This is a genomic window from bacterium (genome assembly GCA_023135785.1).
Lineage (GTDB): Bacteria > CAIJMQ01 > CAIJMQ01 > CAIJMQ01 > CAIJMQ01 > CAZNJA01.
The window spans coordinates 1-22175 of the sequence record JAGLSL010000069.1; the positions used below are offsets into that span (position 1 = coordinate 1).

21 protein-coding genes are annotated in these 22175 nt (G+C 38.5%); 5 read left to right on the forward strand and 16 right to left on the reverse strand.

Annotation, left to right across the window (positions count from 1 at the left end; translation table 11 throughout):
• Both KAS42_05240 and KAS42_05245 read left to right on the forward strand, forming a co-directional pair.
• The coding region (locus KAS42_05240) for an ABC transporter ATP-binding protein (GenBank protein MCK4905621.1) at window positions 1-1035 on the forward strand (1035 nt) is incomplete at its 5' end.
• On the forward strand, window positions 1022-1819 hold the full coding sequence (locus KAS42_05245; GenBank protein ID MCK4905622.1) for an ABC transporter ATP-binding protein: 798 nt from the start codon (window positions 1022-1024) through the stop codon (window positions 1817-1819). The genes KAS42_05240 and KAS42_05245, both read left to right, overlap by 14 nt.
• 94 nt (window positions 1820-1913) lie before the next feature.
• Here the strand turns inward: KAS42_05245 and KAS42_05250 are convergent, their stop codons facing one another.
• The 16 genes from KAS42_05250 to recO all read right to left on the reverse strand — a co-directional run bounded on the left by KAS42_05250 (window position 1914) and on the right by recO (window position 17668).
• Window positions 1914-2924: a TRAM domain-containing protein gene (locus KAS42_05250; protein ID MCK4905623.1), complete on the reverse strand. Its 1011-nt coding sequence runs from the start codon at window positions 2922-2924 to the stop codon at window positions 1914-1916.
• 77 nt (window positions 2925-3001) lie between these two features.
• Window positions 3002-4390 (reverse strand): DNA repair protein RadA, encoded by a 1389-nt coding sequence (gene radA, locus KAS42_05255; GenBank protein MCK4905624.1) that lies wholly within the window; start codon window positions 4388-4390, stop codon window positions 3002-3004.
• A gap of 251 nt (window positions 4391-4641) precedes the next feature.
• The gene (dnaB, locus tag KAS42_05260) at window positions 4642-5979 is read right to left on the reverse strand and encodes a replicative DNA helicase (GenBank protein MCK4905625.1); all 1338 of its coding nucleotides are present in this window, start codon (window positions 5977-5979) and stop codon (window positions 4642-4644) included.
• 108 nt (window positions 5980-6087) lie between these two features.
• Window positions 6088-6642, reverse strand: a complete 555-nt coding sequence (gene frr / locus KAS42_05265; GenBank protein ID MCK4905626.1) for a ribosome recycling factor — start codon at window positions 6640-6642, stop codon at window positions 6088-6090.
• A 50-nt stretch (window positions 6643-6692) separates the two neighbouring features.
• A complete protein-coding gene (locus tag KAS42_05270; GenBank protein ID MCK4905627.1) occupies window positions 6693-6995 on the reverse strand; it encodes a hypothetical protein in 303 nt (100 codons plus the stop codon).
• A 13-nt stretch (window positions 6996-7008) separates the two neighbouring features.
• Window positions 7009-7809: a UMP kinase gene (locus tag KAS42_05275; protein MCK4905628.1), complete on the reverse strand. Its 801-nt coding sequence runs from the start codon at window positions 7807-7809 to the stop codon at window positions 7009-7011.
• A 105-nt stretch (window positions 7810-7914) separates the two neighbouring features.
• Window positions 7915-8511: an elongation factor Ts gene (locus KAS42_05280; GenBank protein ID MCK4905629.1), complete on the reverse strand. Its 597-nt coding sequence runs from the start codon at window positions 8509-8511 to the stop codon at window positions 7915-7917.
• Entirely contained in the window at window positions 8508-9401 is an 894-nt protein-coding gene (gene rpsB, locus KAS42_05285) for a 30S ribosomal protein S2 (GenBank protein MCK4905630.1), read from the reverse strand. The genes KAS42_05280 and rpsB overlap by 4 nt, the downstream gene beginning before the upstream one ends.
• 257 nt (window positions 9402-9658) lie before the next feature.
• A complete protein-coding gene (locus KAS42_05290) occupies window positions 9659-10306 on the reverse strand; it encodes a polysaccharide biosynthesis C-terminal domain-containing protein (protein MCK4905631.1) in 648 nt (215 codons plus the stop codon).
• 14 nt (window positions 10307-10320) lie between these two features.
• Window positions 10321-11322 carry an NAD(P)H-dependent glycerol-3-phosphate dehydrogenase gene (locus KAS42_05295; GenBank protein ID MCK4905632.1) on the reverse strand — a complete coding sequence of 334 codons (1002 nt, stop codon included), beginning with the start codon at window positions 11320-11322 and terminating at the stop codon, window positions 10321-10323.
• Between the two features lie 95 nt (window positions 11323-11417).
• Entirely contained in the window at window positions 11418-12035 is a 618-nt protein-coding gene (gene plsY / locus KAS42_05300; GenBank protein MCK4905633.1) for a glycerol-3-phosphate 1-O-acyltransferase PlsY, read from the reverse strand.
• 110 nt (window positions 12036-12145) lie between these two features.
• A complete protein-coding gene (locus tag KAS42_05305) occupies window positions 12146-12469 on the reverse strand; it encodes a zinc ribbon domain-containing protein (GenBank protein MCK4905634.1) in 324 nt (107 codons plus the stop codon).
• A gap of 19 nt (window positions 12470-12488) precedes the next feature.
• Entirely contained in the window at window positions 12489-14021 is a 1533-nt protein-coding gene (locus KAS42_05310) for a hypothetical protein (protein MCK4905635.1), read from the reverse strand.
• Window positions 14022-14195: 174 nt separating this feature from the next.
• On the reverse strand, window positions 14196-15602 hold the full coding sequence (der, locus tag KAS42_05315; protein ID MCK4905636.1) for a ribosome biogenesis GTPase Der: 1407 nt from the start codon (window positions 15600-15602) through the stop codon (window positions 14196-14198).
• 202 nt (window positions 15603-15804) lie between these two features.
• On the reverse strand, window positions 15805-16788 hold the full coding sequence (locus KAS42_05320) for a hypothetical protein (GenBank protein MCK4905637.1): 984 nt from the start codon (window positions 16786-16788) through the stop codon (window positions 15805-15807).
• Between the two features lie 76 nt (window positions 16789-16864).
• Window positions 16865-17668 carry a DNA repair protein RecO gene (gene recO, locus KAS42_05325; protein MCK4905638.1) on the reverse strand — a complete coding sequence of 268 codons (804 nt, stop codon included), beginning with the start codon at window positions 17666-17668 and terminating at the stop codon, window positions 16865-16867.
• Window positions 17669-17887: 219 nt separating this feature from the next.
• Here recO and KAS42_05330 point away from each other — a divergent pair, with 219 nt between their 5' ends.
• The 3 genes from KAS42_05330 to ispE all read left to right on the forward strand — a co-directional run bounded on the left by KAS42_05330 (window position 17888) and on the right by ispE (window position 22104).
• Window positions 17888-19408: a long-chain fatty acid--CoA ligase gene (locus tag KAS42_05330; GenBank protein ID MCK4905639.1), complete on the forward strand. Its 1521-nt coding sequence runs from the start codon at window positions 17888-17890 to the stop codon at window positions 19406-19408.
• A gap of 156 nt (window positions 19409-19564) precedes the next feature.
• Entirely contained in the window at window positions 19565-21007 is a 1443-nt protein-coding gene (locus KAS42_05335; protein ID MCK4905640.1) for a glutamate--tRNA ligase, read from the forward strand.
• 11 nt (window positions 21008-21018) lie between these two features.
• A complete protein-coding gene (gene ispE / locus KAS42_05340) occupies window positions 21019-22104 on the forward strand; it encodes a 4-(cytidine 5'-diphospho)-2-C-methyl-D-erythritol kinase (protein MCK4905641.1) in 1086 nt (361 codons plus the stop codon).
• Window positions 22105-22175 lie beyond the last annotated feature (71 nt).

Sequence of the window (22175 nt, forward strand, 5' to 3'; positions counted from 1 at the left end):
TACTATCATGTTGAACCCGGAGAAGACGTAAGGGCGGTTGACGATGTTTCTTTAACGCTTTACGATGGCGAGGTGTTAGGGATAGCGGGGGAATCAGGGTGCGGGAAATCTACGCTGGCGAGAGGTTTAAGCGGCATTTTCACTCCGCCGCTGATGTATGTAAGCGGTCAAATAATTCTCGATGGAATTGACATTGCAAAAGTCAGCAATCAGGAACTTAGAAAGTCAATTCTTGGCAAAAAAATTTCCTTTATTCCCCAGAGCGCCATGAATGCTTTAAACCCCACCTTGAGGGTCAGAGATTTTGTGGTGGACCTTATGCGTGAACACAATCCGGAATTTTCCAGGCAAGAAGTATTAAAGCGAACAGGAGAAAGGTTTGACTCACTTTCTCTTTCGCGGGATGTGCTAAACTACTATCCTTTTCAGTTGAGCGGAGGAATGAAGCAGAGAACACTTGTAGCGATATCTACCTTGATGAATCCAGACGTAGTGGTTGCTGATGAGCCCACTTCTGCCCTGGATGTCTCCTCTCAACGAGAGGTTATTGAACTGCTGAAAATTATGGTTAACAGGAAGATAGTGAAGAGCCTTATCTTCATTACCCACGAACTTCCGCTTTTAAGGCAAATTGCAGATAGGATTGCCATTCTCTACGCTGGCCAGGTCATTGAAGTTGGCAACACGTCCCAAGTTATCGATACCCCCTACCATCCTTATGCAGAAGCGCTTATGTCATCTATGATAGTTCCAGAAAAAGGGATGCGGCAAAAACAGCTCCCTTCAATCCCCGGCAAACCCCCAGATCTCTCTCATCCCCCAAACGGATGTAGATTTCAGGAAAGGTGCCCACGGGTTACAGACGAATGCAGAAGCAGAGCCATAGAGCTTTGCAGTCTTCAGGGAAGGCTTATTCGATGTATTCACCCCGTTAGAAGTCCACACCAAGGGTGCGGCAGTCGCCTAAGGCGACTTACTTCTAACGAGGTTCACCCCCTAAATATAAAAAAGGATAACTCAAATGCAAGCGGATAATTCTCTGCTTAAAGTGAAAAACTTAACAAAAACCTTTAGAGTAGGCAGAAACTCTGTTTGTGCCGTTGACCATATTAGTTTTGATATACATTTTAAAAAGGTCGTATCTTTGGTCGGACAGAGCGGAAGCGGAAAGACTACTGTAGCTAGAATGCTTCTGAATTTAATCAAACCGACCGAAGGGGAGATAAGGCTTCAAGGAGTAGACACAAGAGAATTTCAAGGTAAGCGTCGTTTGGAATATTGGCGGAAGGTTCAGGGTATCTTTCAGGACCCTTTTGGAAGTTTTAACCAATTCTTCACTATTAAGAAAATTCTGGGTGATTCACTAAGGATGCGGAAAGGTGATTTAACCAGAGAAGAAAAACATGAGCTAATCAGTCAATCTCTTAAAGCGGTGCATATGGATCCGGAAGACGTGATGGATAAATATTCATTTGAATTAAGCGGAGGACAAATGCAGAGAATAATGATAGCCCGCATATCTCTCATTAACCCGAGCGTGATAATAGCGGATGAACCCACCTCTATGGTTGATGCTGTGTTAAGGTCTACCATTTTAAAACTGATTATGCAGCTCAGGGATAAACAGGGGGCAACGATAATTTTCATAACCCATGACATAGGCCTGGCATATTATGTGAGCGATCATGTTTTTATAATGCATGAGGGGAAAATTGTAGAATCAGGTGAGCCGGAAGATGTGATAATCCACCCACAGCATCCTTATACAAAGGAATTAATTAACGACGTTCCGACACTACATAAAAAGTGGGAGTTCTAATCATCGTTTAAATAAGTTGGGCGCAATCTCGCCTTTTTTGCTCCTAAACTATCATTAAGTTGTCTTGTTAGAGGAACGAGAACCGTTAGAAAATTTATTGGTTTCTAACGGGTCGAGAACGACCACTTTTCTGTTGACCGAAAATCATTCGGCCGGCGGAAGTTTGCAAAACAGAAGTTACTTCTACTGTCACTTCCTCGCCCATTAGCCCGCGCGCATTTTCCACCACAACCATCGTTCCATCGTCCAGATAGGCTATCCCTTGGTTGTGTTCTTTACCTTCTTTGACTATTCTTATCTTTAATTCTTCGCTTGGCAGAATTACCGGCTTTAATGCGTTAGCCAATTCGTTTATATTAAAGACGGCTACTCCCTGCAATTTTGCTATTTTATTTAAATTGTAATCGTTGGTAACAATTATTCCATTTATAGTTTTTGCTAATTGGACAAGTTTCGAATCCACTTCTTTTATATCCGGGAAATCCTTTTCTTCAATCACGACCTCCAAAGAACCGCTTTTTTGCATTCTATTAAGAATATCCAAGCCGCGTCTTCCCCTTTTTCTTCTTAAAGGAATAGTTGAATCGGCTATTTTTTGAAGTTCATTTAATATAAATTTAGGGATTACGATTAATCCTTCCAGAAAACCTGTTTCTGCAATATCCGCAATACGTCCGTCTATTATCACGGAGGTGTCTAATATTTTACATTTTTTATCTTCATCTCTGGGAAGTTGTGGAATCAGGAACTTGAATTCGTCTCTTTTTCTCCAAGAGACAGTCATCCCTAAATATCCTAAAGCTAAAGCAATTCCCACTTTCAAAATAAGCGATACTTCGGAAGTAAACGGAAAAGTTAAAACAGTGCCCGTGATTAAGTTGGCCAATATAAGCCCTATTAACAGCCCTATTGAGCCGGCAACCAGTCCCTTGGGCGGAGTTCTTCTTAGTGCCCACTCAAGAAACAAAATAGCTGTTGCCCATACTGCTCCCCAAAGCACGCCCCAAACATTAGGCTGAAAAATATTGTCTAATGTTTCTGAGAAATATGCCCCCGTTACTATGCAAAACATTACAAAAAGAACACGAACTATAATTGCAAACATAATCAACCTCCTTTATAAAAAAGTTGATGATTAATAGTTTATAGCAAAAACAGAAAAAATAGAAACCATAAACTATTCTAATTAGGAAAAAATTTGTTAAGCGCAGATACAATATCTCCTACGCCTATACGTTCAATCTTGTCCGCCTTTGTTTGTGTTGCAGGCGGGGATGAAGATAAATTCACCTCAGGTAGTATACACTTTTTAAAACCCAATTTCTCTGCTTCTTTTACTCTGGCTTTAATATGGGAAACACCTCTTACTTCGCCGGATAAGCCTACCTCGCCGACAAATAAAATCCCGGGCGGCAGAGGTTTATTTTTTAAAGAAGAAATAATTGCAAAAATCACTGGTAAGTCTATCCCCGTTTCTTCTATTTTAATACCTCCTACTACATTAATAAATAAATCGTATTTATGAAGCGGTGCTCTGAATATTTTCTCCAGGACGGCTAATAAAATAAGCACCCGGTTATAATCCACGCCGGCTATTACTCTTCTAGGGAAATTCATTGATGTGGCAGTGGTTACAAGCGCCTGGATTTCTACCAAAAGAGGCCTTGTTCCTTCAATAGAAGAGGCGATAACTGTTCCCGGCGAAGGCGAAGGGTTGTGCGACATAAAAATTTCGGAAGGATTGAGAATTTCTTTTAAGCCCTTCTCGGTCATTTCAAAAACACCTATTTCCTGCGTAGAGCCGAACCTATTTTTAAAAGTTTTTAAAATGCGGAAAGGACCCGTTTTTTCTCCTTCAAAATAAAGGACGGCATCAACCATATGCTCCAATACCCTGGGTCCGGCAATTAAACCTTCTTTGGTAACATGGCCTATAAGAAAGAGGACTTTCGAGTTCTTTTTTGCAAGCTGAATCAAATCGGATGCGCATTCTCTTATTTGGGAGACGGAACCCGGGGAAGAATTAACACCCGACTTATATGCTGTTTGTATGGAATCTAAAATAATCCAATCGGGCGAAGTTTCCTCTATGAATTTTTTTATTCTTTCTAAACTAACCTCGCAGAGAATACTTAAATCCGCGTTTTTGCCAGATTGGGCTGAAGGTATTTTTAATCTTTCGGCGCGCAGTTTAATTTGAGAGAGCGATTCCTCGCCGGAAACATAAAGAACTTTTTTGCCTTTTTGCGAAGCCGTTGTTGCCACTTGTAATAAAAGCGTTGATTTGCCTATGCCCGGCTCGCCACCTATTAAAACAACATCGCCTTCTACTGTGCCGCCGCCTAAAACTCTATCGAATTCAGATATACCCGTAGAAAATCTTTTTTGTTCTTGCCCTTTTATTTGGGAAAGGATGACAGGTTTGTTTCCCCACACGTATTTATCTTGAGGTTGACTTGGAGCTTCTTCTAACAGAGAATTCCAGCTGTCACAGGAAGGACATTTACCTAACCACTTTATAGACGTATAGCCGCAGTTTTGACAAACAAAAGTCGCTTTTGGGTTCTTCATATAAAGTCAAAAAGTACTATAGAAAAACGTAGAAATAAATTGAAATACGATGGAAATATGTTGTCTTTATCCTTAGTTTTTTGAAGTTATAGTATGTAATTTTTTTAGTTTTCAATCCTTTAACAATATATATCCATTTATATCTACCGTATATCTATGTATTTCCATGTATCGCTATTGTATATCTATTTATCTCCATATATATCCACTGTATTTTTATATATTCTCTTTTTACATTTTTAGTAAAACTATTATTCCCTTGTATAAGCCACGTCTTCAAATTTAGTATATTCTTTAAGGAAGACAAGGTCTATCGTCCCAACAGGGCCGTTTCTCTGTTTGGCGATATTTAACTCTGCTTTGCCTTTCACCTCTTCGTTGTCGGGGTTGTAATATTCTTCTCTTAGTAAAAGCATTACTACGTCAGCATCTTGTTCCAATGCTCCCGATTCTCTCAAATCGGATAATCTTGGGCGATGGTCTTCTCTCATTTCTACTCTGCGGGAAAGCTGTGATACACCTATAACAGGAATCTGTAATTCTCTAGCCAATCCTTTTAAAGATCTTGAAATATCTGCGATTTCTTGCTGGCGATTTTCCGTATTTGACTCCCCGCTCATAAGCTGAAGATAATCCACAACAACAAGGGCGATATCTTCTCGTGATTTTAATCTTCTTGCCTTAGCCCTTAATTCTAATGCAGTTAAAGAAGAGGAATCGTCCACAAATATGGGCGCTTCGAATAAAGCTCCTGCCCCCATTGTTAATTTAGGCCAATCTTCTTCCGCCAAGAAGCCAGTTCTTAATTTATGTGAATCAACCCTGGATTCAACACAAAGCAATCTCTGAACTAACTGTTCTTTAGACATTTCCAGCGAAAAGATTGCAACAGGCTTTTTCTCTCCAACGGCAACATTTCTTGCAATATTTAATGCTAAACTCGTTTTTCCCATAGATGGCCTGCCGGCAATTATTATAAGCTCGGAAGGATGAAGCCCCGAAGTCCTGTCGTCTAAATCTTTAAAATCGGTTGCTAAACCCGTTATATATTCTTTCTTTTTAGACAGTTTTTCCGCTAACTCTATTGAGTCCGAAATCAAGTCCTTTATGCATACAAATCCCGTGGCAATTTTCTGTTGAGCGATATTAAAGATGTTTTGCTCTGCTTTGTCGAGGAGTTTGGAGCCATCTTCTTTGCCGGCATAGCATTTACCTATGATATCCGAAGAGACCTCAATAAGCTCTCTTAAAACAGCTTTTTCTCTAACAATTGTCGCATAATGTTCTATATTTGCTGTAGTTGGTATTGAGGATACCAGAGTGCTTAAAAAAGAAGCCCCGCCTATTTTTTCCAACTCGCCTTTCTTTTTTAATCGGTCGGTAAGAGATATTAAGTCTATGGGCTTATCTTCACCATATAGGTCTAATATCGCTCTAAAAATTAATTGATGTTCATTGCGATAAAAATGCTGGGGTTTTAATTTATCCCCCGCAATGTCAATCAGGTTTTTATCCAATAGAATAGAGCCTAAAACGGCAATTTCCGCTTCTATATTTTGAGGTGGAACTCTATCAACAGAATTTTTCATAATACTTTTACCTCGCTTTGCTCGGTAGTCTACGGTAACCAGTAACCAGTTTACAGTGGAAACACCGCTAATATTTCCGGTTACTGTACACTGGTTACTTTTTGTAGATTATACTGTTCCAATTTCTTTTTCTTTCTCTTCTAAACTCTTGTTGGTTTTTTCTATATAATTGGAGGTCAGATGTTCAAGTTCTTTTAGTCCTCTTTTTGCGTCGTCTTCAGAAATATGCTCTTCTTTCTCTGTCTTTTCAATGTTTTCTTTTGCTTCTCGTCTTCTGTTGCGGATGGACACCCTTGCTTCCTCGGTTATTTTGTGGACTATTTTTATAAGTTCCTGCCTTCTTTCGCTGGAAAGAGATGGGACAGGTATTTTTATTGCTTCCGCTTCCATTGAAGGCACTAATCCCAAGTCAGCCTTGAGAATTGCGTTTTTAATTTCGCTCATTGTGGCTTTGTCCCAGGGTTTTATAATAATCAATCCTGGGTCTGCGGTTACGGTTGCCAAATGACTGATGGGGGTTGGCGTTTCGTAATAAGCAACTCTAACATTATCAAGAAGCGCAGGCGTTGCCCTACCTGTTCTTATAACGCTAAATTCATGGTTGAGATTATCAAGGCAGTGTTTCATCTTTTCTTCTGTTTTTTTAAGAATATCTTTAATCATTGTCTCCTCCTTTATAACAGGATCAAAAATTCAAAATCCCAATTTAAAAATTACTTCTCTTTATCCTTTTTCTCCATTTCTCGGATGCTGTTTTGTTTTTTGTTGAGATAAATAATGCTTAGCGGCAGAGCTATCCCATAAGGAATCCACAATAAATAATTGTAGGGTTTGGGTAGAAATAAGAGTAATAAAAGGAAAACTATAATTACAATCCAGCCGACAACTGCACACTTAATCATAAAAGCTTTTTCTTTTGGGCCATTTGTATTTTTGATGCTGAAAAAAGTTCCTACTGCTCCACCTATAGTTCCAATAATTGCTCCCAGTATTCCTCCGATTAAGCCTGAATTCATGTAAATTTCCTTTCTATTTCGTTATTATCGTCCCTACTTTTTCGCCTTTTAATATTTTTTTGATGCTGTGAGGGTTCTTTATATCACAGACTATAATGGGAATATTATTTTCTTTACATAAGGATATAGCAGTTAAATCCATTACTTTTAAGTTTTTTTCGAGGACTTGTTGATAAGTTAATTGTTCGAATTTTTTAGCTTTCGGGTTAATCATAGGGTCGCAATCGTAAACTCCGTCAACTTTTGTGGCTTTTAATAGTATGTCGGCGTTTAACTCTACAGCTCTTAAAGCGGCGGCGGTGTCGGTGGAGAAATATGGGTTGCCCGTGCCGCCCGCTAAGATTACTACATCTCCTCTTTCTAAAAATTTCAAAGCCCGCTCTTTATAAAACAAGGGGCATATGTTTTTTATTTCCAATGCACTCATAATGGAACTTTTTATATTGTTTTGCTGTAGAATATTTTTTAAGTAAAGAGAGTTGATCAATGTCCCAATCATTCCCATATAATCCGAAGTGTATCTATCTAACCCCAACCCTTGTGCGTTAAGTCCGCGAATAATATTCCCGGCTCCGATTACTGCCGCTATTTCTAATTGAGTGGTCTTTTTTATGTCTTTTATTTGAGAGATGAAAATTTTTAAAGGATTATTTGCGGAAATCTTATCTTTAGGATTACCTAAAAATTCACCTGACAGTTTCACCAATATGCGACTGGTTCGCCTTTGCTTGCCTCGTTTTGTCAGCTTTGGCAAGCCGAGAGCGAGGCGGGAAGCTGGTCTCTTGGAGGTGGGCCTGCGTAAAAGTTTTGGCATGAGATAATTCTCCCTGCTTTGTCCGCCATAAAAGCAATGGCGAGACAGGCGGGGCTGATTTAGAAATATTAAAAAGTAAAAAAACCTAGTTCACTTACTTTGATGTTACTGCTCGCCAAGATGATAACGAATAAACCGCTTCACTTGGATGTTTTCTTTGATCTTACCTATGTGTTCATCTATAAGCCCCCCTATTGTCTTGCTGGGGTCTTTGACGAATGGCTGGTTAAGCAGGCACACTTCAGAATAGAATTTTTTGAGTTTGCCTTGAGCTATTTTCTCTATTATTGCCGCGGGTTTATCCGAAGATTGAGAATTATACAAATCAGTTTCCTTTTTGATAACCTCTTCGGGGACATCTTTCTGTGCAACATATTTCGGATTGCTTGCAGCGATGTGCATAGTAATGTCTTTTACCAAATTTTTAAATTCATCTGTTCTTGTCACAAAGTCCGTTTCACAGTTAATTTCCACCAAAACGCCGATCTTACCGCCAAAATGTATATACGAAGCAATCCTTCCTTCCGAAGTTACTCTTTCCTTTTTTTCCTGTCCTTTAGTAATGCCTTTTTTTCTCAAAATTTCCACAGCTTGTGTTAAGTCACCATTGGCTTCTTCTAACGAGTTTTTGCAATCAACAATAGGAGCATCAGTTTTCGCTCTTAATTTCTTGATAAGTATTAAGTCTATTTTTTTACTCATTTTGCACCTTTACTTTGATCGTCTGCCTTTTTTGATGCAGGTTTCTTGACTTCTTTTGTTTTCTCACTTGTCTTTTGTTGCGCATCCGCCTGTTTTTCTTCGGTTGGAGTGGGCGCAGGGGCATCTATTTTTTTCTGTTCGGCGCCTTCGGCTAAAACTTCTACGTGAGCTTCTTTTTCATCTTTTTTGAGCTTCTTAATTGCTGCTTTTCTGCCTTCCAAAATAGCGTCAACTATTCTTGTGGTGATTAGCTTTACAGCTCTGATAGTGTCATCGTTTGCGGGGATAGGATAATTAACTTCTCTGGGGTCGCAGTTTGTATCTATCAAACCCACAATAGTTATTCCTAATTTTCTTGCTTCGGCAACGGCTATTTTTTCTCTGTGGGTATCAACGATAAACATACAATCTGGAAATTTTTCCATGTTTTTTATGCCCGCAAAGTTCTTTTCCAGTTTTGCCTTCTCTTTTTTTAGCTTGACTGCTTCTTTTTTGATTAGTGTATCTATTTTCCCGCTTTCTTCCATTTTTTCAAGTTCTTTAAGGCGATTTGTGGATTTTTTAAGTGTCTCAAAATTTGTCAGCGTTCCGCCAAGCCATCGGTCAACTACATAAAAAACGTCTGCTCGTTTAGCTTCGGCAAGTATCGTTTCTTGTGCTTGTTTTTTTGTCCCAACCAGTAAAAAAGTTTTACCTTCGGCTGCCAGTTTTTTTACGAAGTCATACGCTTCCTGGAACTTCTTAACTGTTTTGGTGAGGTCGATAATATGTATTCCTTCTTTTTTGCCGTAGATATACTGCGCCATCTTTGGGTTCCATCTGTTTGTCGGATGACCAAAATGTAATGCCACTTCCAATGCTTCAGAAATAGAAATAACTTCTTTCGTCAAGATATATCCTCCCTACCTTTCACTCGCCGCTTGGCGATATAGGCTTATACTTTTTTATTACCAATCTTATTACAATCCACTCCAACGCAATGTCAGAGTTTATAAACGGATTTTGCTTGTTAGAAACCGTAAAGTCTACGATTATATCACAGCTTAAAATTTGATTGCAATTGTCGCAAGAGAAGAGCCGGTCTTTTAACTTATAAAAAACAGGCAACAAATTTTGGACAAAGAGGCAATTTATGCCTCAGGCCACCCTATTTATCTAAAGCTGTAACTATTATCAATATTATCGAATAACCGATTATGCTTGATACAAGAGCAAGTGGGAACGACCATGTATTTGTATAATGCAAAATCAAAGTAACTACCATAGTTGCAATCACAGGCTTCTCGCAGGTTTTATAAAAAGGAATTTTTATTCCAACTCTTGTAAGATAAAACACGGCAAACCCAAACATGACAGCTAAACTGATAAGTGTGGCAAGACCGATGCCTGCCAACCCATAAACTGGAACAAGGCAAAGGTTTAAAATGCTGGCGTAAAAAATCAATATTCCCAAACTTACGACAACCATTCCTTGTCGGTTTATAAATAAAGCTATTTTTAGCAATAAAGAATTGAAATAAATAAAAATTAGACTCCAGATAATAATTTGGAAAGGCAAAACAAATACATTAGATGCTTCAGTGAAGAAAAAAAAGAAAATATCTTGAGCGCGGAAAGCAAGAAACGCAACCAGGGGAAATAAGAAGATAGATATCATCCTCATATTTTCGAATTGTTTGTCTAAAAATGCTTGCTCTGAATCAAACTTGTTCTGGTTCGGAGCTTGCCCTGAATCGTTCGCCATTGTGTCAGTGGTGGACTGATTCAAGGATTGTTTTTCATTAACCTCTGCCATAAATATTCCTCCAATTATAAAGGAGATTCTTCTTTGGGGGAGCGCCCCATTAACTCTCCTACTGCCTCAAAAGGTTTTTCCCCTTCCCACAGGACTTCATATACCACGCGTGTTATGGGCATTTCAACTCCCAGTTTTTCCGCCAGTTTAAGCGCCGATTTTGTAGCCCACACTCCCTCTGCAATCATCTCCATTCCTTTCAACACTTCGTCCAAACTTTGTCCTTTACCTATTTTTTCGCCTACACCCCTATTTCTTGAATATTTTGATGTGCAGGTTACAATCATATCACCCATTCCCGCAAGACCGGCAAATGTTAAAGGGGCCGCGCCCATCTTAATGCCAAGCCGCGACATTTCAACCAATCCTCTTGTAATAAGCGCCGATTTAGTATTATCCCCGTAACCCAGCCCGTCAGATATGCCGCAGGCAAGCGCTATAATATTCTTCAACGCTCCGCCGAGCTCCACGCCGACTATGTCCGTATTCGTATATACCCTCAAATTCATCCCCATAAAAATATCTTGAACTTTTTTAGTGTTTTCATGGCTTCCCGCGCAGACTATCGTCGTGGGGATACCATTTGCAACCTCTATCGCAATGGAAGGTCCGGACAGAGCTGTTATGTTAACGGGACTAATCTTACCCAAAACATCTTTTGCAACTTCGGACATTCTAAAAAAAGTATTCTCCTCAATACCCTTTACAAGAGATACAAAAATAGTTTTCGCGTCAAAATTTTTTATCTGCTCCAGAACCTTTCTCAAATACTGTGACGGGATGGCAATGACAACGATGTCTTTATCTTCTAAGGCTGAATTAATATCAGATGTTAGAATTATTTCATCAGGAAATTTTATTCCGGGCAGGAACTTAATATTTTCTCTTTTTGCCTGCAGAACCTTCAAATAATCCGGAAAATTTTCCCAAAGAGTTACTTCGTGTTTCTTCTTGGCAAGATGAATAGCGATTGCCGTTCCCCAACTGCCAGCGCCGATAACGGATATTTTAGTCATGAAATTCCTCTTAGACTAAAGACTGAAGACCGTAGACTTTTTTAGGATTTTTGCCTTTAGTCATTGGTCTTTTGTCTTTGGTCTATAGTCTGTTTTTATCTTCTCCTAAACTTATTCTCTTTGCCTTGTATCAACCGCTTTATATTCAAACGGTGACGAATAATTATAAGCACAGTAACTATACAGGAAAATATGATTATAGGTAAAGCAACCTTTCCTCCAATCCCCGCCAACATCAAAATGGGCAGAGCGATTGAAGCAACAATAGAAGCCAGCGAAACATATCCAAACGAAACAAACACCGCACCCCATATTCCCAATACGATAAGTAAAGTAATGGGCGCAAGCCCGAAAAATACTCCCGCAGAAGTGGCAACACCTTTACCGCCTTTAAACTTTACCCACATACTCCAATTATGCCCGAAAATACTTATTATCCCGCCTATTATTTTCAACATCGGCACAGATACAATATTTTCGGTAAACAAAGTGGCAATATATCCTGCCAAAAATACAGCCAGAAATCCTTTGCCTGCGTCAAGGATAAAAGCAAGAAATCCCCATCTTGCATCCAGCACTCTTGCAAGATTGGTAGCTCCGATATTACCGCTTCCCACCCTTCTTAAATCTATTCCTCTGGACTTACCCAACCAGAAACTAAAAGGCAGAGAGCCGAGAATGTAGCTGGTTAAGATGACTAATATTAAGCTCATATATTCGCTTCGCTTTAACGATGGATGATGGACGACCGTCCCGATGTTACATCGGGACTAGGACGAAAGACAATTTTATTCTGTTTCGTCACTCGTCACTCGTTTTTTTATCAAAACAATTGCATATCACCCTGAAAAATAATATCGTAATATTCTTTTATGGACTTTAATGAATTACTTGCCAAAATGGTTAAATAATAAGTTGCGACAATAACTATTATAGTTACGATTATTTTTGTTTTCCAGTTAAAGCGTGGATTAAACCAGACCATAGGTAAAGCCAATGGTCCGATAACCAAAAAAGCAATAATTATCCAGGTAGTTCTGAAATACCAAGGTGTCTGTTTAGGCTTTTCTGCTAGCATCTCCCTGCAGAACCTGCATTTAATCGCTTCGTCCTGAATCTCTTCCGCACAAAAAGGACATTTTTTCATAAAGTTTCTATCATAACTCCTAATGAATTAAGCTTAACATTTTTTTAAAAATTTCTAAAAGTTCCAATCTATGTTCTTCTTCCCTATCCTTGATAGTGTATACTAGTTCTTTAAGCTCTTTTATATATCTTTCTAAACACTCTCTTGTAAATTGGTTCTTAAATATTAACGGCGCAAGCTCAAGTGTATTTCTCTCTTGCTCTCCTATACTCTCCTCAAGTTTTTTCTCTAAATTCTCTCCCCAACCCGTTACCGCTCTTCCTATTAAGCCGAAATTCCAAGGTCTTTCAGTGGCAGATTTTATTCCATTTTCTATGCTCCCTCCTGAATAAATAAATATTAAAATGATAGACCATGTCCTAGGATCTACCTCTGGGAAAAGATTCAAGATAACATTATCCAATTGGTTATCGTGGGTCTTTTCTGCTAATTGAACCCTGTCTTGTGCCCACATCAAAAACTTGCTTAGGGATGTCCACGATATAAGGTTTTCCTCATTTTCTAAATTACCCTTTTTGACAAGCCATTCATCAGGAAAGCTTTCCCAAATATCATATTCATAGGGAGAATTTTTTAAAAACACTGAATAGAAACTGCCCAATAAATATTCTCTATAAAAACGCATTTTATTATTACTGCTTTCTACGGATTCCTTCTTGTATATATTTATATGTTTTTTAAAATGGTCAAAAAACATATAGCTTAAAAACCCTTGAGTGTTTCTGTCTCTCAAAGAAACTTCCCCTATAAATTGAAATATGGTGCTTAACTGACCTAATATTCGATTATATTCAAACCATGTTTGTTGTCTGTCTTTTTCGCGCAAGTATTCATGTTTCTTTTTCCACACCCTTAAAAGCCACTCTAATATTTTAGGAAAGGCTGCTTCGTGACCAGTTAGAAATACAGAACGATTTTTTTTAAACAATTGGAAATCTCCAAGGAGTCTTAATATAAAGTCAAAATTGTTTATCTTTTTTTCCGCATCATTTAATAATTTGTCAATTTGTGAGGAGAATATCTCAAAAAACTCTTCTTCATTTAGTGCGTTAATATTCTCTGTCTGCCAGACTGAACGCCATACAAGTTCTAGGTCTTTAAATTGTTTCAGGTCTTTTAGGTATGAATACCGGAATTTTAAAACATCCCCCTTGATCCACAAATACATATTAAAAATAATTTTACCAAGAAATAAGACGGGAAGGGGCCATAAAATAATTATTAGAAGCCTTACATAAATTAGTTCTGTAGGCAGTTCCCAAACAAATAATGGTAAAAAGATTAGACTCGCATATAGTAAAAGGCGTTTGAATTTCAATACAAAGTCTAAAATAACATGAAGGTCTAATACTACAAAATCTGCACCTTCTTCTCTTTTCTTTTGCAGAATATCGCTTAAAATTGCAATCGCAAAAGGAATTAATATTGTCAAAAGAGCTAATCCTATGCTCCCCATTAAATTTGGAAATATATTGGAATTACCTAGCCAAATATCAGTTTTTTGAAAGAAGGAAGCCAACTTCAAAACGAAAGGTATTAATAAACCTTGCATATCATCCCCATTTTACTTTTTCCCCAGAACCAGTCTCGCCACACAAGCTAATAGTCTTGTGGTTTTACTTTTTAATTGTTCATTGCCCTCCCCTGATTTCTTCCCCCCTTTGTTTTCTCTGAAAACAGACCAAGGGGACAGAGGAAATCAAAGATGGGGGGACTTCGCTAATTGTTATTTCTTCTTTCTTTTTATCTTTGTATTTCTTACTTTTATTATTAACGGGATTCCTTCGAGCCCGAATTTTTTGTGTAGGTGGTGTGTGATAAACCGCAAATAAGTTTTATCTATACCTGAGGGATTGTTTGTTCTTAGGATGATGTTGTTTGGGCGAGAGTGGTTTTGTGTTAAATCGTAAATTCTTGTTCCCTGTCGCGGCATGCGCTTTGCCTTAATCTCGACCAGCGCTTCTGCCAGTTGGGGTCTTGTAATCGGTTTTTTATAGGCGAGGATTATCTCTTTTGCTTTGGTAAGCGCTACCTCAAGGTTTTTGCCTGTTACGCCGGAAGTAAATATGAACGGGGCGAAGTCAAGAAAGTTAAATTGGCTTTTTACGGCAATAAGATACTCTTCTTGTTCGTCCAAACTTTTTTCGGGTTGGAGGAGTTTACCTTTCTTATAAATATTTTTGGTCTTGCTTTCAGTTTGCTTTGGCGCAGGTGCTGGACGCAGAGATGCAGGGATTAGGTCACTTTTATTTAACAGGATTATTACTGCTTTTGCGTGTTCCTCCAAAAACGAACCGATTGATAAATCTTCTCGTATAATACCCAAACTCATATCAAGTAGGAAGAAGACCATATCTGAATCGGCTATGGCTTTTTTTGTTTTCTTTACCGCTACCTTTTCTAAGCCCTCTCTTATTCTTCCCTCTCGTCTTATACCGCTTGTATCAAGCAGCATAAATTTATCTTCTCCAAGAGAAAAAGGAATTTCAACGATATCTCTTGTTGTTCCTGGGACATCGTGAACTATTACTCTCTGGCTCCCAAAGAGTTTGTTTATCAAGGTAGATTTACCGACATTTGGGTGCCCGACAATCATGATTTTATTTCGGATTTCGGGTTTCGAATTTCGGGTTTTTTCTTTGGGGATTTTTACTAAAATTTTTTCCATCAACTCGTTTATATTGAGTCCGTGTATTGCGGAAATAGATATCGTGTCGGGGAACCCCATTTTATAAAATTCACCGGAAAGAGCCTCTCTTTTATTACCTTCTATTTTGTTTACGACCAGAATTATCGGCTTACCGGTTTTTCTCAATAATTGACAGATTTCTTCGTCCCAGTTATGAAGACCTTCTTCGCCGTCAACAAGGAAAAGGATTAGGTCTGATTCTTTTATGCTGTGAGTAACCTGCTTTTTTATTTCTTGAGTTAATTTTTGCGTGTCGTCAGGTATAATTCCGCCGGTGTCTATTAATTCAAATATAACCTTGCCCCAATAGACTTCACCGTAGAGGCGGTCTCTTGTTACTCCGGGTTTAGAATCAATAATAGAAGCCCGACTTTTTGTTAGGCGGTTAAATAATGTGGATTTACCCACATTAGGACGACCGACAATAGCAACTTTTGGTAGCATTTTTAAAAGAATGTCCTGAGGTTACGATTACCCGCCTTGACGAACAAGGCGAGGCAGGCAACACTCGTTTTTTCGTAATCAGTAATTAGTAATCGGTAAATGGTAATTAAAGAACCATAAACAGTAATTAACTAATCCAAAAAATTTTTAAAGTTACAGTTTACGCTTTACGAGTTACCCTTTACCTTTTACCAATTACCATTTATTTAACCATATCCCCATATTTAAATCCCGAACCCTCTAAAATCTTGGCTTTGGAGAATTTTTCCTGCACTGATGTCACTTCTATTCTGCCTATTCTTGATTCTTCCTTACCCAAAGAAAGTCCGGTTGCGGGGTCGATTAGTTCTTCGCCCACACCATAAACAGTATATGTTGTTCCTACGGACATATTCACATCTTGTCCGCCGGACATATAAACAACATTGTTGTTATCAACTTTTACGATACTTGACTGCCAGGAAACATTTTCCATTTCGCGTACGATGAATTTAACAGCGTCTCTAATGGCGTGTCTTGTTGCTTCTCCAAGCGGGGTTTTCCAATATCCTCCGACTCCGAATGCAACATCACCGGAAACACCTCCAAGTGCAAGTCCTGTAGTTTTTGCTTCGCCTACTGCGCGGTGGGATTGCAAAACTTGACCTGTTGATGTGTCATAAATTCTAATATCAAGGGCTACATGAGCTCTGCTTCCGCCTATGCCGATTCCTATGCCTCTGATGGCTATGCCACCGCCACCGCCGGATTTTGATGCTTCATATTCAGTGACTGCGCCTCTTATTAAAATCTGCGCTCCGATTAATCTGTTGGTTTTTGGGCCGGTGATTCCTGCAAGTTTTCCTTGTTCCTGTAATCTTTGTTCGCTTAAAATATCTCCTAAGTCGGTTCTTTCCACGACTATAAATCTGCCGGTATTGATTAGCGCCGTTGTTAGCATTTCAGCCATTCCATCACCAAGGCGCGCCTCGCCTCTCCAGCCGGATTTATTCTCAAAGCCGGATACTCCAATTCTTTTCTTTATACCGTGGAAAGGTTCGGGAGCAACTATTTCTTCTTCCTCTTCTGCTTGTATGTATTCTCTCTGGGAGCTTGTTTGTGCCGATTTCATCTTCGCAAAACTTGGGACACAAGATAATCCAAAAATTAAAATAGCTACAATTGATAAATACATTATTCGTTTCATTTCTTGGTACCTCCTTTTTATTTAAGATGATGCTTTAGGGATTATAGTTCAATAGCAGTATTGACTTCAAACGAAATTAAATCTCATCGCTACTTTGAACTTTATCTTTAGGTCTCATTCCTCGCCCCAAATTGAGCTTGCTCTGGTTTAGGGTTTCCTCAACAAACTGAAGAGATTTGGGTCTTTTACCGATGGAATGAAATAAATAATAATGAATTACGCCTTTTACCTGTCCCAAGAGTTTAGGAGCAACACTAATCCGTGGCAGGGTTTCCAGTTGGGTTTTTATTAGAACTTTCATTAGAGCTATGGTATTGGGCAGAATGTCTATAGAGCGGGTGTCTTTATTATAACAATCCGGGCAAATGATTCCGCCGAGGAGTGGGCTGAATTTATAAGATACAGGTTCTTGTTTACAGCTCACGCAATTGGTGAGTACGGGACCATATCCCGCCAACTTTAACAGATTTAATTCAAAAAACGGCAATAATAAGCTGGGGAGATTTGGTTCTTTTTCCAGACAAGAGAGACAAGCCAGTAAAAAATCAAAGGTTTTTTTGTCTTGGTCCTGTATTAGTTCCTGAACAATTTCCATCCAGTATGTTGCAAAAGACGATTTCAAAATATTTTCTCGTATTCCTATATAAAAATTCTTTTGCTCGCATTTTCCTATTAGATGGACTTCACTGTTTCGACTTTTATAGAATGAGATGTAATCGTGGGAAAACAGTTCCAAGGAACTGCCGAAATATTTCTGTTTTTTTCTTGCGCCTTTTGCAAGCCCTTTTAAAACTCCAAAATCGCGCGTGTAGAAAACCGCAAGTTTGCTGGTTTCTCTTACGTCAAAACTTCTTAAAACAATGCCCTCGGTCTCTTCCATGTTTGTAAATTATTCTACTATCTTAATGTTAACCTTGCAATGTTCTACTAAAATACATTGTATATCTATTTATCTCCATTTATTTCCACTGTATATCTATTGTATTTCCACGTATATCTATTTATCTCTATTTATTTCCATACATCTCCATTGTATTTTTATATATTTCCATTTTACATTTTTTTGTGATATAAAAAACACTCACATAAGGAGTTGCAATTGACGCTTGGCGAACTTATAAATTTAAAAGCGGAAGAATTTGGGGACCACGTGGCGTTTGTCCAACCCGGCGAAGTCTCCTTAACCTACAAAGTTTTTAATCAAAAAGCAAATCAACTCGCCAATTTTTTATTACATAAGGGATTAAAAAAAGGCGACAAAATAGCCATATTGCTCCAGAACTGCCTGGAGTTTATTATTTCTTATTTTGCGATAGTAAAAATAGGAGCCGTTGTCCTGCCTCTTAATAATATGCTTACCTTTGAAGAGTTGGACTTTATCCTCAAGGACGCAAAAACAGTTGCGCTGATCACTTCCGAAACTTTCAAAGAAACAGCCGATGAATTGATGACAAGAGTAGATTCTCTAAAATTGCAATTAAAAGTGGAAAACTTTGAAAGTGAATGTTTTCAACCTGCCCGTGTTTCTTCGTCGGGAGCAGACGGGGAAAATTTATCTTGTTCGTGTCAAGAAGAAGATGTCGCAACATTGATTTACACTTCGGGGACAACCGGTTCTCCCAAGGGCGTTATGCTGACGCATAAAAACCTTATATCCAATGCTCAGGCGTGTCTTAAAAAAATAATGGTTACGCCAAAGGATAATTTTTCCTGTCTTTTACTTTTGTACCACTCTTTTACCATCACGACTTGTGTTTTGGTGCCTTTGTACGCAGGCGCGACATCGGTAATCATAAAATCCTTAAAAAACTTCAAGGAAGTTTTTAAACAATTGTTAAAAAGTAAAGTAACGGTGTTGATTGCAATTCCTTCGATTTATAGAATTTTAGTTGAAGCAAAAACCCCGTCTTTTCTCACGGCGTTTCCTTTTAGATTATTCTTAAACCCCATAAGATTATGCGTATCAGGAGGAGAAGCGTTGCCTTTAGAAGTTATGAAAAAATTCGAAGCGAAATTCCACATCCCTCTCATAGAAGGTTATGGATTGACGGAAGCGTCGCCTGTTGTAACGCTATCGCCCATTAAAAAGAAAAAGTTAGGCTCTGTTGGCAAAGCGCTTGAAGGTGTTGAAATAAAAATAATTAACGAACAAGACCAGGAAGTGTCTATAGGCGAAATAGGCGAGGTTTTAGTAAAAGGCTCTTCTGTTATGAAAGGGTATTACGATAAACCCGAAGAAACGAGAACCGCCATAAAAAACGGTTGGCTTTACACCGGGGATTTGGGGAAACTTGATAAGGAAGGGTTTTTATATATCGTAGACAGAAAAAAAGATTTAATAGTAATGAAAGGATTAAACATTTATCCAAAGGAAGTTGAAGATGCGCTATATACTCATACGAAAATAAAAGAAGCCGCGGTAGTTGGCAAAAAGTTGGAAGACGGCGGCGAAGTGCCGATAGCTTATATAGTGCTACAGGAAGGCGAGAATATAACACAAGAGGAAATACATAAGTATTTACAGCATTTCCTAGCTCATTACAAAATTCCCAGAAGGATAGAATTCAGGAAAGAACTTCCGAAAACTCCGACAGGGAAAATCTTGAAGAGATTTCTGTAAAATCTTGAAGAGAATGTTGGTATAATAGCAATATTAAAAATTCAAAATTTGCGATTCTTTGAAGAGTCTGTATACTCTGTCCTTTCGGAGTCATCGGACAAGATTTTCAAAGAATTTTTAATCTGCAACCTTTAATTTTAAATTGGAGATATAAATATGATTAGAGTAAGATTTGCGCCTTCGCCTACCGGATTTTTACACATTGGCAGTGCTAGGACAGCGCTTTTTAACTGGTTGTTTGCAAAACATAATAAAGGTAAATTCATTCTTAGGATTGAAGATACCGACGCCGCGCGCTCTACTAAAGAAGCCGAAGAACAGATATTGGATTCGCTTAAGTGGTTGGGACTTGATTGGGACGAAGGACCTCTAATCGGCGGACCTCACGAACCATATTATCAAAGTCAAAGAGGAGAAATTCACAAGAAATTTATAACCCAATTATTAGGCGAAGGAAAAGCATATCCTTGTTATTGCACACCGGAAGAACTTAGCGCGCTAAGAGAAGAACTGAAGAAAAAAGGCGAAGTTCCCAGATATGACGGCAAATGCAGAAATCTTACAGATGAAGAAAAGAAGAAATTAATCAAAGAAGGCAGAAAAAAAGTTATAAGATTTAAATGGACCAAACCCGTTCTTCCTTTCAAAGACGCAGTCCACGGAGACATAGATTTTTCAGAACATAAATTTGACGATTTTGTAATACTTAAACCAGACGGTAATCCTACATATAATTTTTCGTGTGTTGTGGATGATTATACGATGGAAATAACTCATGTGATAAGAGGCGATGACCATATAACGAACACGCCGCGGCAACTGGCTCTTTATGACGCGCTTGGTTTTAAGCCCCCCATATTTGCTCATATACCTCTGATACTTGGTCCTGATAAGACACGTCTTTCCAAAAGGCATGGTGCGGTGGGGCTACTTGAGTATAAGAAGGAAGGATATCTGCCTGAAGCATTGATGAATTTTATTTCGCTTTTAGGATGGTCTCCCGGGACAAATCAGGAAATTATGTCTAAGGAAGAACTGATAAACTCTTTTTCTTTGGAAAGGATAATCAGCCGAAACGCTGTCTTTAATAAAGAAAAACTTGATTGGATGAACGGCTTCTACTTAAAGCATATGCCGACGGAAAAATTGCTTAAACACCTCTTGCCTTATCTGAAAGAAGCGGGGTTTTTAAATGATAGTATAGATACGGAGAAATTGACAAAAATAGTGGAACTTTACAAACCACGAATAAGAACGCTTGAGCAAATAGTTAATAACGCCGATTTTTTATTTCAGGATAAACTTAATTACAATGAAAAGGCGGTAAGCAAATTTTTAAAAAGGGATTATGTCTCTTCGCTTTTTGAAAAAGTCGAAAAACGGTTAGAAGAACTACAGTCTTTTAATACGCAGGAAATCGAAAATACTTTAAGGGAACTTGCAGAAGAACTGAAAATGAATGGCGGGGATTTTATTCATCCCCTGAGAGTGGCGATAACCGGAAAAGAAGTATCGCCACCGATTTTTGACACGATGGCTCTATTAGGTAAAGAGAAAACCATACAAAGAATAAAAGACGGCAAAAAACTGGTAGCATAGTAGAACTTCCTATGAATGAACTTCACCCCGTTAGAGATAAAAATCACGCGCTTTATACACACAGTTTGAAGAACAAAGAGAATAATAAACGATACACAGTTGCCGAAGATAGTTTACGTCCACCATTGTGTCTGTGGCGGACTACCTCTAATGAGCTAAAGGTAATATCCTCCGCTAAAGTCAATCTTTTCCTTGAAGTTATAGGGAAAAGACCCGATGGGTACCACAATATAGAAACAATCTTCCAAGAAATAGACCTGCACGATGAAATTTTGATAAGAAAGAAAGCTGAGCAAGGCATTGATATAAAAGTCTCCCCCTCCTTAAATATAACAAAAGAAGATAATATTGCTTACAAAGCCGCCAAATTAATTCAACAAAAGGCGAAAAAAAATAATGGTGGTATTGAAATCTTTATAGAAAAAAGAATTCCTGCGGCAAGAGGTCTTGGCGGAGGAAGTAGTAACGCAGCAGCGGTTTTAAGGGGTTTGAACCAGTTATGGCAACTGAATTTTTCTTTGGAAGAATTGGCGGATTTAGGCAGACAACTCGGTATGGATGTGCCCTTTTTCATTTATGGAGGAACCTGCTTGGGAACCGAGAGAGGTGAAGTTATTACACCTGTAGAGGATTTTGCGGGCTTTAGAATTCTTATTATCTGGCCTAATTTTCCCATATCGACTGCCGATATATATAAAAGCGTGTCTTGTTGCCTTTCTATTGGTTGCGAGCAAGCGGGCTTGCCTCGCAATAAGGCGGGCTTGACTAAAAAAAAGAGAAGTGCTAAATTACTTTTAGGAGCTTTGAAAATAAACGATTTTGAAGGAGTAAAAAAACATTTTTTCAACCGCTTGGAAGATGTGGCATTCAAAAATTATCCTCTTCTTTATCAATTTAAACAACAGATTAAATCCCTTTATACAGGAGATAATATTATTATGAGCGGTTCCGGTTCGGCATTTTTTGCTATTTTGCCTGACGAAGGGGTAAACGAAGAATATATTAAAAAGGAAATAATTAAACTTAAAGGAGGTTGCTATATAGGAAAAACATTGCCCGCCTTGACGAGATGCAGGCGAGGCAAGCCCGCTGTTTAAGACGGACAAAATATTCACTACCGGTATTTAACCCTCGCCTGCCAGGTCATGTCGGGCAGGGATTGCAAAAG

What these genes read in the sequence shown, in the direction of transcription:
- KAS42_05280 (MCK4905629.1), bottom strand. Translation starts at nt 8,511, where the DNA reads ATGAGTAAAAAAATAGACTTAATACTTATCAAGAAATTAAGAGCGAAA.
- KAS42_05320 (MCK4905637.1), bottom strand. Translation starts at nt 16,788, where the DNA reads ATGAAACGAATAATGTATTTATCAATTGTAGCTATTTTAATTTTTGGA.
- KAS42_05335 (MCK4905640.1), top strand. Translation starts at nt 19,565, where the DNA reads ATGATTAGAGTAAGATTTGCGCCTTCGCCTACCGGATTTTTACACATT.
- KAS42_05245 (MCK4905622.1), top strand. Translation starts at nt 1,022, where the DNA reads ATGCAAGCGGATAATTCTCTGCTTAAAGTGAAAAACTTAACAAAAACC.
- KAS42_05250 (MCK4905623.1), bottom strand. Translation starts at nt 2,924, where the DNA reads ATGTTTGCAATTATAGTTCGTGTTCTTTTTGTAATGTTTTGCATAGTA.
- KAS42_05270 (MCK4905627.1), bottom strand. Translation starts at nt 6,995, where the DNA reads ATGAATTCAGGCTTAATCGGAGGAATACTGGGAGCAATTATTGGAACT.
- recO (MCK4905638.1), bottom strand. Translation starts at nt 17,668, where the DNA reads ATGGAAGAGACCGAGGGCATTGTTTTAAGAAGTTTTGACGTAAGAGAA.
- KAS42_05305 (MCK4905634.1), bottom strand. Translation starts at nt 12,469, where the DNA reads ATGAAAAAATGTCCTTTTTGTGCGGAAGAGATTCAGGACGAAGCGATT.
- dnaB (MCK4905625.1), bottom strand. Translation starts at nt 5,979, where the DNA reads ATGAAAAATTCTGTTGATAGAGTTCCACCTCAAAATATAGAAGCGGAA.
- der (MCK4905636.1), bottom strand. Translation starts at nt 15,602, where the DNA reads ATGCTACCAAAAGTTGCTATTGTCGGTCGTCCTAATGTGGGTAAATCC.
- plsY (MCK4905633.1), bottom strand. Translation starts at nt 12,035, where the DNA reads ATGAGCTTAATATTAGTCATCTTAACCAGCTACATTCTCGGCTCTCTG.
- radA (MCK4905624.1), bottom strand. Translation starts at nt 4,390, where the DNA reads ATGAAGAACCCAAAAGCGACTTTTGTTTGTCAAAACTGCGGCTATACG.
- KAS42_05310 (MCK4905635.1), bottom strand. Translation starts at nt 14,021, where the DNA reads ATGCAAGGTTTATTAATACCTTTCGTTTTGAAGTTGGCTTCCTTCTTT.
- KAS42_05275 (MCK4905628.1), bottom strand. Translation starts at nt 7,809, where the DNA reads ATGCCAAAACTTTTACGCAGGCCCACCTCCAAGAGACCAGCTTCCCGC.
- KAS42_05290 (MCK4905631.1), bottom strand. Translation starts at nt 10,306, where the DNA reads ATGGCAGAGGTTAATGAAAAACAATCCTTGAATCAGTCCACCACTGAC.
- ispE (MCK4905641.1), top strand. Translation starts at nt 21,019, where the DNA reads ATGAATGAACTTCACCCCGTTAGAGATAAAAATCACGCGCTTTATACA.
- KAS42_05295 (MCK4905632.1), bottom strand. Translation starts at nt 11,322, where the DNA reads ATGACTAAAATATCCGTTATCGGCGCTGGCAGTTGGGGAACGGCAATC.
- frr (MCK4905626.1), bottom strand. Translation starts at nt 6,642, where the DNA reads ATGATTAAAGATATTCTTAAAAAAACAGAAGAAAAGATGAAACACTGC.